Annotated in this window: 13 protein-coding genes; 8 read left to right on the top strand and 5 right to left on the bottom strand. The window is 54.0% G+C overall.

Annotated elements, in window-relative coordinates:
• Positions 1 to 448: 448 nt before the first annotated feature.
• The gene (locus FOE74_RS03400) at positions 449 to 1,510 is read left to right on the top strand and encodes a sensor histidine kinase (protein WP_188686290.1); all 1,062 of its coding nucleotides are present in this window, start codon (positions 449 to 451) and stop codon (positions 1,508 to 1,510) included.
• Positions 1,510 to 2,289 (top strand): LytR/AlgR family response regulator transcription factor, encoded by a 780-nt coding sequence (locus FOE74_RS03395; RefSeq protein WP_149097183.1) that lies wholly within the window; start codon positions 1,510 to 1,512, stop codon positions 2,287 to 2,289. The genes FOE74_RS03400 and FOE74_RS03395 overlap by 1 nt, the downstream gene beginning before the upstream one ends.
• A 130-nt stretch (positions 2,290 to 2,419) precedes the next feature.
• Here FOE74_RS03395 and FOE74_RS03390 read toward each other — a convergent pair whose 3' ends face one another.
• A complete protein-coding gene (locus tag FOE74_RS03390; RefSeq protein WP_149097182.1) occupies positions 2,420 to 2,932 on the bottom strand; it encodes a GNAT family N-acetyltransferase in 513 nt (170 codons plus the stop codon).
• 447 nt (positions 2,933 to 3,379) lie between these two features.
• Here FOE74_RS03390 and FOE74_RS03385 point away from each other — a divergent pair, with 447 nt between their 5' ends.
• The gene (locus tag FOE74_RS03385) at positions 3,380 to 4,534 is read left to right on the top strand and encodes a zinc-dependent alcohol dehydrogenase (RefSeq protein ID WP_149097181.1); all 1,155 of its coding nucleotides are present in this window, start codon (positions 3,380 to 3,382) and stop codon (positions 4,532 to 4,534) included.
• Positions 4,535 to 4,546: 12 nt separating this feature from the next.
• The gene (locus tag FOE74_RS03380; RefSeq protein ID WP_149097180.1) at positions 4,547 to 5,047 is read left to right on the top strand and encodes a hypothetical protein; all 501 of its coding nucleotides are present in this window, start codon (positions 4,547 to 4,549) and stop codon (positions 5,045 to 5,047) included.
• Positions 5,048 to 5,333: 286 nt separating this feature from the next.
• Here FOE74_RS03380 and FOE74_RS03375 read toward each other — a convergent pair whose 3' ends face one another.
• Together FOE74_RS03375 and FOE74_RS03370 are read right to left on the bottom strand one after the other, a co-directional pair.
• Positions 5,334 to 5,783 carry a YhcH/YjgK/YiaL family protein gene (locus FOE74_RS03375; protein ID WP_149097179.1) on the bottom strand — a complete coding sequence of 150 codons (450 nt, stop codon included), beginning with the start codon at positions 5,781 to 5,783 and terminating at the stop codon, positions 5,334 to 5,336.
• Between the two features lie 99 nt (positions 5,784 to 5,882).
• Positions 5,883 to 6,740, bottom strand: a complete 858-nt coding sequence (locus tag FOE74_RS03370; protein ID WP_149097178.1) for a GNAT family N-acetyltransferase — start codon at positions 6,738 to 6,740, stop codon at positions 5,883 to 5,885.
• 634 nt (positions 6,741 to 7,374) lie between these two features.
• On the opposite strand from FOE74_RS03370, the gene ricT reads away from it, so the two are divergent.
• From ricT to FOE74_RS03355, 3 genes are all read left to right on the top strand, one after another.
• On the top strand, positions 7,375 to 9,024 hold the full coding sequence (gene ricT / locus FOE74_RS03365) for a regulatory iron-sulfur-containing complex subunit RicT (RefSeq protein WP_373288695.1): 1,650 nt from the start codon (positions 7,375 to 7,377) through the stop codon (positions 9,022 to 9,024).
• On the top strand, positions 9,021 to 9,506 hold the full coding sequence (locus FOE74_RS03360; RefSeq protein ID WP_225840607.1) for a gliding motility lipoprotein GldH: 486 nt from the start codon (positions 9,021 to 9,023) through the stop codon (positions 9,504 to 9,506). The genes ricT and FOE74_RS03360 overlap by 4 nt, the downstream gene beginning before the upstream one ends.
• 169 nt (positions 9,507 to 9,675) lie before the next feature.
• Positions 9,676 to 10,779 carry an endonuclease/exonuclease/phosphatase family protein gene (locus tag FOE74_RS03355; RefSeq protein ID WP_149097176.1) on the top strand — a complete coding sequence of 368 codons (1,104 nt, stop codon included), beginning with the start codon at positions 9,676 to 9,678 and terminating at the stop codon, positions 10,777 to 10,779.
• Positions 10,780 to 11,177: 398 nt separating this feature from the next.
• Here the strand turns inward: FOE74_RS03355 and FOE74_RS21145 are convergent, their stop codons facing one another.
• On the bottom strand, positions 11,178 to 11,741 hold the full coding sequence (locus tag FOE74_RS21145) for a hypothetical protein (protein WP_188686293.1): 564 nt from the start codon (positions 11,739 to 11,741) through the stop codon (positions 11,178 to 11,180).
• Between FOE74_RS21145 and FOE74_RS03345 the strand changes: the two genes are divergently transcribed.
• Positions 11,707 to 13,311 (top strand): hypothetical protein, encoded by a 1,605-nt coding sequence (locus tag FOE74_RS03345; RefSeq protein ID WP_149097175.1) that lies wholly within the window; start codon positions 11,707 to 11,709, stop codon positions 13,309 to 13,311. The two genes, FOE74_RS21145 and FOE74_RS03345, sit on opposite strands and share 35 nt — an antisense overlap.
• A gap of 334 nt (positions 13,312 to 13,645) precedes the next feature.
• Here FOE74_RS03345 and FOE74_RS03340 read toward each other — a convergent pair whose 3' ends face one another.
• Positions 13,646 to 14,515, bottom strand: coding sequence for an SDR family oxidoreductase (locus FOE74_RS03340; RefSeq protein WP_149097174.1), 870 nt, complete (start codon positions 14,513 to 14,515; stop codon positions 13,646 to 13,648).
• Positions 14,516 to 14,699 lie beyond the last annotated feature (184 nt).

Here is a 14,699-nt window from a genome sequence, read left to right as displayed (position 1 = left end):
GCGCTTGCACAGGATATTACAATTTGCCACCTTAGCAGGCCCTCTTACCGGCAAAAACTAGGAATATAGACGTAGGGAAAAGCACCGTTAGGAGATATTGCTGCTCCTGCTGCTTCCCCTGGCAGGGTGCTTCCCGGTTTCCAAGGATGCACTTTGAACGTTACGCCCCGGTTTTGCCTTTCATAGGGAGCGGAGGGAAAATGCCCCATTCGGGTAGAAACTAGAGAAGCCCTTTTGGCCGAAGGTTTCCTGCACCACTTGGAAAACCAGTAAAGGGCTAGGCCTTTCTTCCACGGCTCAGTAGAAGGCGGCTTACACGAAACTTCTTAACCCGTATGCGCAGACTGCCTTTCCTTCCTTCACTCCTTCCGGTAAGGCATTTATTTGCTTTTTGACTATGCTGCTCTCCACCGAGTTTTTGGACCGGCTGTTTGTCCAGTCGCCCTTTATGAAAAAGAAATTTAAGTTCCAGCACAAGAACCTGCTCCGCTACCTGGCGAACACGGGCATTGCGCTGCTTATCTTCCTCACCTTCTTCTTCCTGCACAGTTCCAGCCTGACGGATGTGGAAGCTCTGGACGGGTTCAGGTTGCTGTACAACGTGCTCATGGTGAACGTGGTGCTGGAAGGTACCCGCCGCATTTCTAAGCGGTTAAGCCGTAAATATGACTGGCGCGAGTATGGCCTCCGCAGGTTTGTCTACGAGTGGGTGGCGGTGCAGCTCTATATTCTGCTGGTCATGGTCTTGTTTGAGGTAGCTCCCCGCCTATTACTGATGGCGCCGGCTTTTGACTTTCAGGATCCTTTGGCCATGCAAGACCTGAAGGAGATGTTCGTGTTTGGTAGCATCATCCTGCTGTTCGTGCACTTTATCCGGTCAGGCATCTATTTTTACAATCAGTGGCACCGGTACCTCATGCAGTCTGAGAAACTGAAGAAGGAGACCATCAAGGTGCAGTTTGAGTCCTTGAAGCAGCAGGTAAACCCGCACTTCCTGTTCAACAGCCTCAATGCCCTGTCTTCCTTGATCTACAAAGACCAGGATCTGGCCGGCAAGTTCGTGGAGCAGCTCTCCAAGGTGTACCGCTACGTGCTGGAGAACAAAGACAAAGAACTGGTGACCCTGCATACGGAACTGGACTTCATTCACTCCTACCTGTTCCTGCTCAAGATAAGGTTCCGTGAGAACCTGCGGGTCAACATGGACATCCCAGACCATCTGCTCAAATACCAGGTAGCACCGCTCACCATGCAGTTGCTCATGGAGAATGCCATCAAGCACAACATTGTAAGCCGAGACGAGCCTCTTTTCATTCATGTGTATGTAGAGGGCGACTATATCATCATCAAGAACAACCTGCAATTGCGGGAAAGCCGCGAAGAGTCTACCGGCGTGGGCCTCAAAAACATCATTAACCGCTACAAGTTCATCACTGATAAAAAGGTGGAGGTAGAGGTGACGGCCCATGATTTCATTGCTAAATTACCGCTCCTTAACCGTGCCGCCTGATGAAAATCCTGCTGATTGAAGATGAATACCTGGCTTCTGAGAAATTGGAAGCCCAACTGTTGCGCTATGATCCCAGCATTGAGGTATTGGGCACCATTGACTCCATCCGGAACGCGGTGAAGTGGTTTGAGGCCAACCCGGCCCCAGACCTGGCCTTCCTGGACATCCACCTGTCTGACGGAAACAGCTTTGAGATCTTCCAGAAAGTAGACGTAAAATGCCCCATCATCTTTACCACGGCCTATGATGAGTACGCCGTGAAGGCTTTCAAGGTCAACAGCATTGACTACCTGCTCAAGCCTATCAGCAATGAGGATCTGGGCGCCGCCATGGACAAATTCAAGGCCCTGCACCAAAGCCAGCCCGCCGCCCCGGTCCTGGACATGCAGCAGATCATGGCGCTCATCAGCAAAGGATCTGCTTCCGCCACTGTGCCTCATTACAAAAACCGGTTCTTGGTGAAAAGCGGCCAGAAAATACGCTCGGTCTCTACAGACGAAATCGCGTATTTCTATGCCGAGGACAAGATCGTCTTCCTCATCACTACCGCCGGCCACCGCTTCATCACCGACTACACCCTGGATACGCTGCAGGAAATCCTGGACCCAGAGCAGTTCAGCCGCCTCAACCGGCAGTTTATTTCCCATATACACGCCATAGATGAGATTCACCCTTACCTCAAGGGCCGCCTGAAGGTGTACGTGAAGCCCACCATTGACAAGGAGATTATCATCAGCAATGAGCGCGCCGCCGCTTTCAAAGAGTGGCTGGGCAAATAACCCTTTCAGGCCTGTTTTCCAGAAAACAGCTATAAAACAATAAGCCAAAGGAGCGAAGACACAGCATATTATTGCTGCCTCTTCGCTCCTTTGGCTTTGGAAGGGTCCATCAACCCTCGGCTGAAAACGCCTACTTCACCTCAATCTCTTCTGCTTTTTCCCGCAAGTCCTTCTGCATCCAGATGGTGCAGGCATAGTGGCCTGAATTGCCCAAGGCATGGGGCAGGGGCTGAAAGCCGGCTCTGGTATACATGCGCACCGCCTGGGCGAGTTCAGGGAAAGACTCCAGGTACAGATGCGTATAGCCTAAGGCCCGCGCTATTTCAAAGTTCTTTTCCAGCAACTGAAGGCCGATGCCTCTGCCCCGGGTTTCTGCCGCCAGGTAGAACTTGACCAGCTCGGCACAGCCTGCCGGAAGCCCTTGGGTGGGGTACACCCCGCACCCGCCAATGATCTTGCCGTTTTCCAGAGCCACCAGATAGGCGCTGCCCGGCGTCTGGAAAAGCTGGAACAATTGGTCGGTGGTAGGGTCTGTGTACACGGTGCCGGGCCGGTCAATGCCAAACTCCCTGAACACCTCCCTGATCAGGCTGGCCAAAGCCTGGTTGTCTTTTTCCTCTATGGCTCTTACGGTGATGCTCATGCTCTGGTAGGTTATGCGTTTGGCGCAGGCAGGCTTTTTGCCGGGAGCACCCGCGCCTTTCCGCCGCACAAAAGTAAACAACCCCGGCAGAAGCACGCACCAGATTCCTTTCTATTTCTCAAGAGAAGACAGGTGATTTCCCCTTTAGGCGCCTTTTTCTAAAAAGGCCCCGAAAGGGAAGCCGACCTCCGTTACCCAGGTTTTTTGGTCATCTAAGTTGAAGATTTCCTACCCGTGCCTGGTTCAAAATTGTACTTGCGCTAGAAACTACGTATAAATACGGATTTACTTTTGATTAAAGCGGCAGATGAAACCTAAAGCCCGGCTAGAAGTATCAATCTAATACCGTTTCAGGGTTCGTTCCTGAAAACGGACCAGAAACAGGATTGCTGAAGAGCAGTCAACCTTATAACAGATGTCTCACCTTAACCTCCAAGGAGAATTCTTATGCTAGCAATGAATTACCGCGGCCCCTTACGGGTGCGGGCCAGCCAGAAACCAATGCCTAAGATTGAGCATCCGCAAGATGCGATTGTACGGGTAACCCGCTCCTGCATCTGCGGATCTGATTTGCACTTATATAATGGTGCCGTGCCAGACACCCGCGTGGGCATGACCTTTGGGCATGAGTTCACCGGCGTGGTGGAAGAAGTAGGCTCAGAGGTAACCAAGATCAAGGTAGGCGACCACGTGTTGGTGCCTTTCAACATAGCCTGTGGCGAGTGCGTGTTCTGTAAGCAGGAGATGTACGGCAACTGCCATGAATCCAATCCCCAGGCCACGGCCGTAGGCGGTATCTTCGGCTATTCGCACACCGCCGGGGGCTATAACGGCGGCCAGGCCGAGTACGCCCGGGTGCCGTACGCCAACGTGGGCCCTACGGTAATACCAGAGGGAATGGACCCCGACGACGCCGTGCTCCTGACCGACGTGGTACCTACCGGGTACCAGGCCGCTGAGATGGGCGGTATCCAGAAGGGTGATACTGTGGTGGTATTTGGCGCGGGCCCTATAGGCATCATGGCCGCTAAGTGCGCCTGGTTGTTCGGCGCTGGTCGCGTGATCATCATTGACCAGGTAGATTACCGCCTGGAGTTTGCCCGCAACTACTCCCAGTGCGAAGCCTACAATTTCAATGAGATCGGGGACCCCGTGCTGTTCCTGAAGAAAACGACTGACTGGATGGGAGCCGATGTATGTATTGACGCCGTAGGCGCCGAGGCCGCCGGTAACGCCATGCAAACCATTACCGGTAGAAAGCTCTTGTTGCAGGCTGGTTCTGCCACCGCGCTGCACTGGGCCATCAACTCCGTTAAAAAAGGCGGCATCGTGTCTATTGTAGGCGTGTACGGCCCAACGGATAACTTAGTGCCCATTGGCAACGTGGTAAACAAGGGTATCACCATCAGGGCCAACCAGGCCTCTGTGAAACGCCTGTTGCCTAGATTGATAGAGCACGTGCAGAACGGAGTCTTGAACCCTAAGGCGCTTATTACGCACCGCATCCCGCTGGAAGAAGTCTCTGATGCCTACCGTATCTTCTCAGCCAAGCTGGATAACTGCATCAAACCAATTCTTATCTCACCATCAGCCGGAATGTAAAGGAGAAACACCATGGAAAATACAACAAAAGACTATTCTCATATCAAAGGGTGGGGCATAGACGCTGATCCTAAGAATGACCCCACCTATCCCATGAAAAACCGCACCAACGGGGAACATCTGGGCTATAGCTGGGAGAGGCCTACCCTACAGTCTGAGACGGTAGAGATCCTGCATTCCAACGAACGGCCAGACGTGACGGCCGTCTTCGGGACCTCTACCCCACCCTCGGGCCTGAGTGGCATGATCCGGCGCATGGCGTTCAAGAAAACCGAGAACGATTACGGTCATTGGCTACCTCTCATTCTGGCAGACCGCATTAATGTGGTGGAAGGAATCATTGAAGACCTGAGAAGCGGCCACGTACCCAATATCTTCGCGGAGAAGGGCATGAAAGCCGAGTGGAAATACAACCGTTCAGGATTGCTCAGGCAAATAGCGGTTACCGCCATCATTGGCTACGGCGTGGTGGCTTTTTACAGAGCCAAGAAAAAACGCGACCGCGGGTACTAATTACCATACACGTGAAAAAAGGAAAACCGGCTGTTTTTGCAAAAACAGCCGGTTTTCCTTTTTTCACGTGTAGTGCGTTCTGCTTTAGAACCAAATGCCTTAGCGTAAGGAGTTCTGTTTAAAAGGTGTTTTTAAAAAACAGCCCCTAAATCACTTAACCCATTCAAGGCGCCAAGAGCAAGTGGCGTTGAACAAAGAGGGTGAACCTGCCTAGCGCTAGCTCACCCTCTTTGTTTTTATCGAAACCGCCGTTTAAACACTTAAATAAAGGAACGGCAGAATTAGGTTACTGCACGGCAATCTTCAATACTACCTTACGAACTACCTCTTCCGTGCCCAGGGGCGCATGCGCATCATCTGGGAAGAAGATGGTAAAGCTGCCGGCTTGAACGTCAAACCAGCTGTTGGTCTGGTCTGGGAAAAAGGCGATGTCGTTTTCTTCTGAATACGGTACGTTGGGGGCCTCACAGGCGGCCAGGTCTTTCCAGCCCATGTGGTCACAGCCGGTGACCACGTACTGAATGTCAATGTACCTTTTATGGGCTTCCAGCCGCGCCTTTTGCTTGGAGAAGCCTTCGCCGTCTGAGATCATGGCAAAAAGCTGGTCGCCTGCAATGTCATGCTTGCCAACCGGAAGTTGGGTGATGTCGGCTTCCTGCAAAAACCGGAAGGCTTGTGCAAACAGGGGGTGCATGTGGGTGTAACGCGAGGCGTTGGAGAGTTTATCTAAAACCATAGTACTGCATTCATTAAATTTCTAACCTTATTTTCCCTCCTTAAGGGAATTGTTTTCATTTAGGGTTCTTTCTGCTAAAACTGGCCCGAAACAGCCATTCTAAATTGCCCAGACCATTTCATATTGCCCTGGAATCTCCTCCGCTTTCCGGTTCTGCAAAAACTGGAGCAGGCTTTCCCCGCGGCCATCAACGTTGATCACGCTTATGGTAGGTGACGTGGTGGCGTTGACCAGTTCCTGCACCAGAGCCTGGCCTATTCCTTTCCGGCGCCAGGCAGGTGCTACCGCCAGTTGCGCTAGGGCCCCGGTCATGCCATAGATGACCCCATAGCCCACACATTGGCCTTGCGCCTGGGCTTCCACCACGTGCACGTAGCCGGCGCTCCGGTCAATAGCCGCCGTGTGGTGTTGCCAACTGGGTTCTACCTCCCAAAATGCCTTGTATAAAGCCCAATTGGGCACAGAGACCTGCTGGAAAGAGACTTGCCCAGGGCGCGCGTGCCGGTGCCACTGCAAATCGGCTTTTGGATGACGGAAACACCGCAGGCTGCGCACCACCTCAAACCCTAGTTTTTTATACACCGCCAGGGCTCGGGTATTCTCCTGTATCACCTCCAGCAGACATTGCGTAACCCCTTGCTGCTTTAAAAGAGGCACGCAGAAATGATACATCTGTTCTGTCAGCCTGTGGCCCCTGGCCTGGGGAAGTACCCCGGTGCCGCCGTTATAGGCGGTACGTTTACCCTTCCACTCGCCCAGGCTGGTGAAGATAAAACCTACCGGGGCAGGACCTTCCATGGCCAGCGGAGACAAGGCCAGGTTGGTGCCGTCGCGCTTCAGCTTCAGTTCCATGATAGGTTCCGTGAGCACCATAGGCAGGAGGTAATCAGCGAAGGCGGCATTGAAAAGCGCACAAAGCTGGCCAAGAGGAGCCGTTTCTGCGAAGGCAAAGGTCATAAGGGCAACAAGTAGAATCCGGCCCAAATAACAAAATCATAGGTGAGAATCAAAATCTACGCAAAAACGCATCTCCCGCTCCTATGGTGCCGGTAGCCCTGGCACGTGGGCCCTTTTCCAGCTATTGTGACTTCCTGGGCCTTGGCTCCTTTCTATAAGTAAACCACTTCCCTAATCACCCGGACCTTCCTCCGTCAAGATTTAGGCCTCCGGCAGGGCCGGCAGAGGACTTTTTGCGTATCAATAGGTACTTTTGGGAGCAGGAAACCACTTTCTTTCAGGGATACCCTGGTGAAAATGGTCAAAAAGGAACGGTTGGCAAGGCTTTTTTTGTTTGGGGGATTCAGGCGTTTGAGGGCCGTTTTTACCAAATCGGCCCCTATTCGGCCTGTGGATAACCCAGCAAAGAGTAACGGGCTATTCAGATTTGTTATTATATTTGTTAATTAGGCTCTCGGTTTTTGCCGAAGAGAGGCTTTAGAAAGTCCATTATCCCCTGGGCTTCCCCATCAAGACCTTCACAGTCAGGAAGAAATATCACCAATTTACAGGGGACCATGTACCAGGCCTTGCCGGCAGCGGGAGTTATAATTTTATTGAAAACAAGAATTATCTATATAAAGGAAATTGACCTGTGGGATGTAGTTCATGTTCTAGTGGCGGCTGCGGCTCCAAAACCACTTCTTCGCCTGACGGCACTGAAGTAGTAGCGGGCTGTAAAAGCAACGGCGGTTGCAGCACGGGAGGCTGTAACCGATTAAATGTATTTGACTGGCTCTCAGACATGGAAATTCCCGTGTCTTTCAAAGAGTTTGATATAGTTGAGGTCCGCTTCAAAGGCGGCCGCAAAGAGTTTTTCCGCAACATCAACCACTTGCCGCTCATCACCGGTGACGCCGTGGTGGTAGACGTGCCCAACGGGCACCATATTGGCCACGTGTCTCTCAAAGGCGAACTGGTTCGCCTGCAGATGAACAAGAAGAAAGTCCAGAACAATGACGAGATCCGGAGCATTTACCGGGTAGCCACTGAAAAGGACATGGAAAAGTTCAACCTCGCCCGCGAGCAGGAACCCACCACCATGTACCGTGCCCGCGCCATTGTACAGGAGCTCAAGCTCAAGATGAAGCTCTCAGACGTGGAGTACCAGGCAGACAAGACCAAGGCCACGTTCTTCTATTCAGCAGATGACCGGGTAGATTTCAGGGAATTGATCAAAAAACTGGCTGAGGAATTCAAGGTCCGGATTGAGATGCGCCAGATCAGCCTGCGGCACGAGGCCGGACGCTTGGGCGGTATCGGCTCCTGCGGCCGAGAACTGTGCTGCTCTACCTGGCTTACAGATTTCAAGAGCGTGTCTACCACGGCGGCCCGGTACCAGAACCTTTCTCTGAACCCCAGCAAGCTTTCGGGCCAGTGCGGGCGCCTCAAGTGCTGCCTGAACTATGAGTTGGAAACCTACATGGATGCCCTCAAAGACATCCCCAACGTGAACCGTCCCTTGCAAACCAAGGCCGGCGACGCGTTCCTGCAGAAGACAGACATTTTCCGGCGCATCATGTGGTTCGGGTACCGCGGCGACAGCAACTGGTTCCCGGTTCCGGTAGAACGCGTGCAGGAGGTGCTCAAGATGAACGCCGCCGGCGACATGCCTGAAAACCTGGCCGAGGAAGTGAAAAAGCAACTGCCAGAGGTGGTAGACTTTGTGGAGTCACTGGAAGGCAACCTGGACCGCTTAGACGAGCAGTACAAAGCCAAGAAAAAACGCAACAAGAAAAAAGGCAAAGGCACGGCCCCAGCGGCCGAGGCCCTGGCCACCGGTGCCCCCACCCCAGAAGCACGCAGAGACCAGCCCACCGGCCGACCAGCCGGCGGAGAGCGCAGACCAAGGCCAGAGAGAAACGGGAACCGGCCAGAGGGAGGCGAGAACAAGCCCAGACCGGAGCGTGAAGCCCAGGCCAAAGGCCAACAGCCGCAAGGCAAGCCGCGTCCTGAGCGCGAACCCCGCGCTGACCGGGAGCAGAACCAAGGTCGTCCGCCCAGGGAAGGAAACCGTCCTCCCCGCCAGGAGCGCGCCCAGAACCCGCGTCCGCCCCAGAACAAGCCCCAACCCATGGCCGCTCAGGCGCTGGGCAATGCCACCGTGGCCACCCCTGACCGGCCAGAGCGTGGCCCCAGGCCCGAAGGGGAGCAACGCGGCAGACGAAGCCGTAACCGCGGCCACCGTAACCGCAAACCCGGCGCGCCGGAAGGCGGATCTCCTAGCCCCCAACCTGAAGCATGATGAGAAAGCGTTTCCGTTTCCTGGCTGTTTTGTGCAGCCTGGGCCTTTTTCTGATTAGCTGTGACGCCAACCGCGTTTTTGAGGAGGTGCAGGACATTCCAGACAACCAGTGGCCCGTAAAACTGACCCCTTCGTTCACCTTTGAGGTCACAGACACCACCCAGCAGTACAACGTGTTTTTCACGGTGCGCAACGCCCTGCATTACCCTTTCTACAACTTGTACCTGCGGCATTACCTCATAGGCCCAGACGGCCAGCAGGTGAACTCCATGCTGCATGAGATGTTCCTCATGGACCCCAAGACCGGCGAGCCCCAAGGCAAAGGCGCCGGTGATATCTTTGACCACCGGTTCAGAGCTTTGAAGAACATCAGGTTCAACCAGTTGGGCAACTACCAGATGCGGGTGCAGCAGTACATGCGCCAAGATCCTTTGCCAGGCATTATGGCCATTGGCGTGCGCGTGGAAAAAGCTACCGAATAGCTATAAATACCAGATAAATCCAGTGAAAACCGTTTATGGCCTGATTTTAGCGAATCAGGTTACAAACGGTTTTTGTCTTTCAACGGCCTTGGCGGCCGTGCGTATTTTACCGGATGCAACCCTGTCTCTTAAAAAGAGTATGTGAACGAACCTAATTTGATTTCGACCTATGAAAATCGCCCTTGAGCTGTTAGGTGGCTTTGTGATCTTAGCTTCCTTGCTCACCCTTGTGAAAAGCACCTATTGGTGGATAAGAATCCTAGATTTCCCAAGGGTACAGGTGGCATTGCTGGGTACGTTCATTCTGGGTTTTTACGGCTGGCAGGTAGGGTATGAGCTGCTAACCCAAAAGATATTCGCGGGCCTTCTGGTGCTGGCCATTGTGAATGAGTTGGTGCACGTGTACCGGTTCACCCCTTTTGTGCGCGTGCAGGCCCTCAAGTCCAAACTCAAAGCCCCTAAGAACTCCTTCGGAATCATGATCTCCAACGTGAGGATGTCCAACAAACGGTACGAGAGGTTCCTGAAGGTAGTCAGAGAAACAGACCCAGACCTGCTGCTTATCAATGAACCCAACCACCGCTGGGCCGAGGCTATTTCTGAATTGGATGACCGGTACCCTTACTGTATCAAAGAGCCCCTTGAGAACACCTACGGCATGATATTCTACAGTAAGTTCAAGCTGGCCCATACAGAGGTGCGGTATCTGGTTGAAGAAGGTATCCCTTCTTTCTATATGCTGGTGGAACTGCCAACGGGTAAAAAGTTTGACCTGTTCACGGTGCACCCGCAACCCCCGCACCTGCACAAAGACACGGACACCCGCGAGGCGGAGCTGCTGACCGTGGCCCAAATGGCCAAAGAGTCTCCGTACGCCAGCATTGTGATCGGCGATTTGAATGATGTGGCCTGGTCTTACACCACCAACCTGTTCCGGAAGATAAGCGGCTTGCTTGACCCGCGTATTGGCCGGGGCTTTTTCAATACCTACAATGCGTTTGTGCCTTTCTTCCGGTACTCCCTGGACCACATCTTCTATGACCCGGCGTTCCGGCTCATCAGAATGAAGCGCCTGCCTTTTTTTGGGTCTGACCACTTCCCCATGTTCATCCGGCTGAATTATGAACCCCTGGAGGCAGAAGAACATGAGGTGCCAGAGCCCGATGCCGAGGAGAAGGAAGATGCCCAGGAATTGATGGACAAGGTAGACGTGAATACCGCCGCCGTTAAAACGGCATCGGCTTCCTACCAAAGGGGTAGCGGCCTTTCTTAGCAGCCGCTACCCGTCAGCGATATCCTCGCAGGCGGCTTTCTTATTTCCAGCAATGGTACAAACAGCCCTGATCAGCGAATTCACCTCGCTCCTCAGGGCTGTTCCTTTATGCCTTTCTCCCTGCTTCATGGGTCCACAAAAGATGTGGCCTGCCAAGAGTAGGGCAAAAATCAATTTTGCAATCAACCCTCAGATTTCTCCTGTCTTATTAAAGTTAAATTCCTATTTAATCCCTCTGGATTAAAAAATCATAATGGTTCAGTTAACCATGCAAACACCTGTTCGTATAGAATAAACGCTTGTCTAGAAAAAGAGGCACCCCTTCGGCTTCAACCGGCAGGCATGGCAACTAATTTTTCTCTAACCATTAACAAAGGAGATTTAACCATGAACGAAAATCAAAAAGAGCAGCAAAAAGATAACCAGGGCTCTTCAACTGGTTCTACCGGCAGCACTGGAACAAACGCTTCTTCTTCATCAGGTGCTATGGGCAATAGCTCAAACCCAAATGCCTCTTCTGGATCTTCTGGTTCTTCAGGCGTTTCTGGTTCATCATCCGGTACCCCAGGCCAAAGCAGCGGGTTCGGTTCAAGTTCAGGATCAGGCAGCACCGGCACCTCTGGTACTTCCGGCTCTTCCAGCCTGGGCAGCAGCAGCACCTCTGGTTCTGCGGGCAGCACCGGGGGCACCGGCTCCACCCTGGGGTCTTCCTCTTCCTCTAAAAAAGGGACAGGCTCCTCTTCCATGTCTTCCACAGACAGTTCTTCTGGCAAGAAAAGCAGCGGCGGCAAATCAACCTCTGACGCCTCTACTTCTTCCACTCCAAAGGCTGGCTCTAAATCCGGGTCTTCCACTTCCTCTAAAACTTCAGGGGGGAAATCAGGTTCCGGCAAATCTTCTGGCTCCTCAGATTCAGACAATAACTCTATGGCTGGTTCTTCCGCTTCTATGGGCAGTGGCATGGGCTACGGCGGCTCACAGGGCGGTGACCAAGGCAACCAAAGCAGCTCGTCTATGAGCGGCATGAGCGGCGGCGGCAACCAGTCTGACGATCGTCACCAAGGAGGCTACGGCTCCCAGGGCGGTGGTCACTCCGGAAGCGGCGGCCAAGGCGGTTATGGCGGCTCACAAGGAAACAGCGGCAGCTTTGGCGGCGGCAACTCCTGGAACAACCATGATGACCAAGGCCACCGGGGCAGCGGCAACTACGGCTCCCAGGGCGGCTCTAACTATGGCCAAGGCGGCTATGGCGGTCACAGTAACCAAGGTGGCTCTAACTACGGACAAGGCGGCTACGGCGGTTCTATGGGCGGTGGTGGCAACTACGGCTCACAGGGCGGCTATGGCGGCAACACCGGCATGGGCAACAACCCCTATGGCATGAGTTCCCAAGGCGGCTACGCCGGCAACTCAAGCCGTTCAGAGTCTGACCGCGGCGGTTATTCCAACTACGGCGGCTCAGGGTACTATGGCAACCAAATGGGTTATGGCACCGAAAGCGGCTACGGCATGCATGGCGGCAGCCAGGGCAGTGGCCACGGCGGCTACAGCCAAGGCTACAGCAACCAAAGCCCCGGCTCTTATGGCTCTATGGGCTCCAGAGGCGGCTCTTACAGTGAAGAATACGGTTCACGCGGTGGATCATCCCGCGGTGGTTCATCACACGGCGGCGGATATGACGGAAACTCAGATTTTGATGGCGGCTACAGCCAAGGCGGAAACCGGTACAGCACCCAGAACCAAGGCGGTCAAGGGGGCCAAGGCGGAAGCAACTACGGCTCGCATGACATGGGCTCCAGAGGAGGCTATGGCCATTCAGACATGGGCTCCAGAGGCGGCTACGGCTCGTCACAGGGAGGTAACCAGGATTGGCAAAGCGGCGGTGGCTCACGGGGCGGCCGCGGCAATGACAGCAGTGGCTACGGCTCTATGAGTGGCAGCGGAAGCGGTGGCTACGGCGGGTACAGCACCCACAATGCCCAAGGGGGTGACTTCGGGTCACGTTCCTCACAAGGCGGTGGTTCCGGCTCACAGGGCGGCGGCAATTACGGAGGCTCTTCTTATGGGTCCGGCCAAGGCTCCCAGAGCGGAAACTACGGCGGCGCTAACAGCGGCGGTTTTGGAGGCTCCAACTACGGCAACATGGGCAATGACATGGGATCTCGCGGAGGCTACGGCTCTTCTGGCGGTTCCAGAAACAGTGACCAGGACCGCGGCCATGGTGGCTCCTCTACGGGTGGTGGCTACGGCGACCAAAGCCGTGACTACGGCATGGGCGGGTACGGCCAAGGCGGCAGCAGCTACGGCGGCTCCAGCGGATACGGTTCTTCTTCTAGCGGAGGCATGGGTTCCCGCGGTGGTTATGGCGGAAGCCAAGGCGGCGGGCAGTCATCCTACGGCGGAGGCGGCTCAGGCTACGAGAACCGGTCGCAGTACGGACGTAACCAAGACCATGATGACCATTCCAGCGACCACAACCGGAGCGGACGTTCCTCCCGTGGTGGCTCTTCTTCCAGAGAAGACCGTGGGTAATGCCCGGTAGACAATAAGAAACCCAATAAAAAAGCCCCGCTGATGACAGCGGGGCTTTTTTATTGGACTTCTATCTATAGGAGCCTGGAAACCTTGGCATCTTCCTTCCCATGTAGCCATAACCGAGGCAGATCCATAAAGGAGGTAATGTTTAGACGGTACTTTTCAGGAAATGCCTCTAAACACCATTGCAGGAGGAACATAAGCCTTGCTCCTGCCCGACAGTGCCAAAGGGTCACCCTAGGGTACAAAGAAGCCTGCTTGGTGCTTTAGACTTGGTTTTCCAGAATCAGGCTTAAAACACTAGACAGGCTTCTTCTTCTAAGGATACCTTCTAAAAGCAGTCTTTGTGGGCCTCTACGAATTGTTGGAACGTGTGGGGTTCCCGCCCTAACATCTCCTGCACGGTGCTGGTCAAGCCCGAGGTGTAGCCTGCCCGGGTGATGGCGCTCAGTTCCAAGAGGCTTTCCGTCATCCAATCGGGAAGTCCTTGTTGTTGCATGGCTGTACGGGCAGCGTCTTCGGGAATGTCTTTGTAGTGGATGGGCCGGCCTAATACGGTGGTGAATATCTCTGCCACTTCATGGCCTGAAAGCGCTTGGGGACCGGTAAGGGTATACGCCAAACCTGCGTGTTCTGACGGGTTCATCAGGATATGGGCGGCCACGGCCCCAATATCCCGTACGTCAATGTAGCCTGCCCGCCCTTCTCCGTTGGGTTGGTAAAAAACGTTGTTCTCTTTGATGGTAGTTGCGTACTGGTTCACGAAGTTCTGCATGAACCCGCCCGGCCGAAGCAGGGTGTACGGCAACCCAGAAGCTTTCAGGTACTCTTCGGCTTGGCGGTGCCACCTTCCAATCTGGATGCTTGGCTCCGCATCTGCCCCAATCACTGAGAGCCTCACCACGTGCTTAACCCCGGCACCTTTGGCGGCATCAATGAGTTTCTGGGCCATTTCTACCTGATCCTGGGCAAAGGGTGTAATGAGAAAAACCGCGCCAACGCCCGTGAAAGCCACCGCCAGATTTTCTGGCCTGGAGAAATTCAATTCCACTGTTTCTACCCCGGGCAGGCGTTTGAGGTTATCGCCTTTGATCAAAGACCGTACACCGGCCCGCACCTCGGCACCAAGCGAGGAAAGTGCTTTCACGGTAGCCGACCCAACGGTACCGGTTGCGCCAGTCACTAATATTTTGTTTGCCATGTTCTTCGGGTTGTAGGGTTTGATTGGGCGGAGCCAGCGCTCCTTCCGTAATAACTTAGAACGAAAAAAGGACAGGAGCGTTTTCAGGTAATTTTCTGATCTTCCGCCCTAAACCAGGTTTCATCAGCGCACCGGGGAATGCCCTTTCCGTAGCCGGCCTTAAAAAGAAAATGGCAGCGGATTC

The organism is Rufibacter glacialis, from assembly GCF_008271745.1.
Classification (GTDB): domain Bacteria; phylum Bacteroidota; class Bacteroidia; order Cytophagales; family Hymenobacteraceae; genus Nibribacter; species Nibribacter glacialis.
Note: the sequence above shows the minus strand (reverse complement) of the source record. Positions and strands in the feature narration are given on the sequence as shown.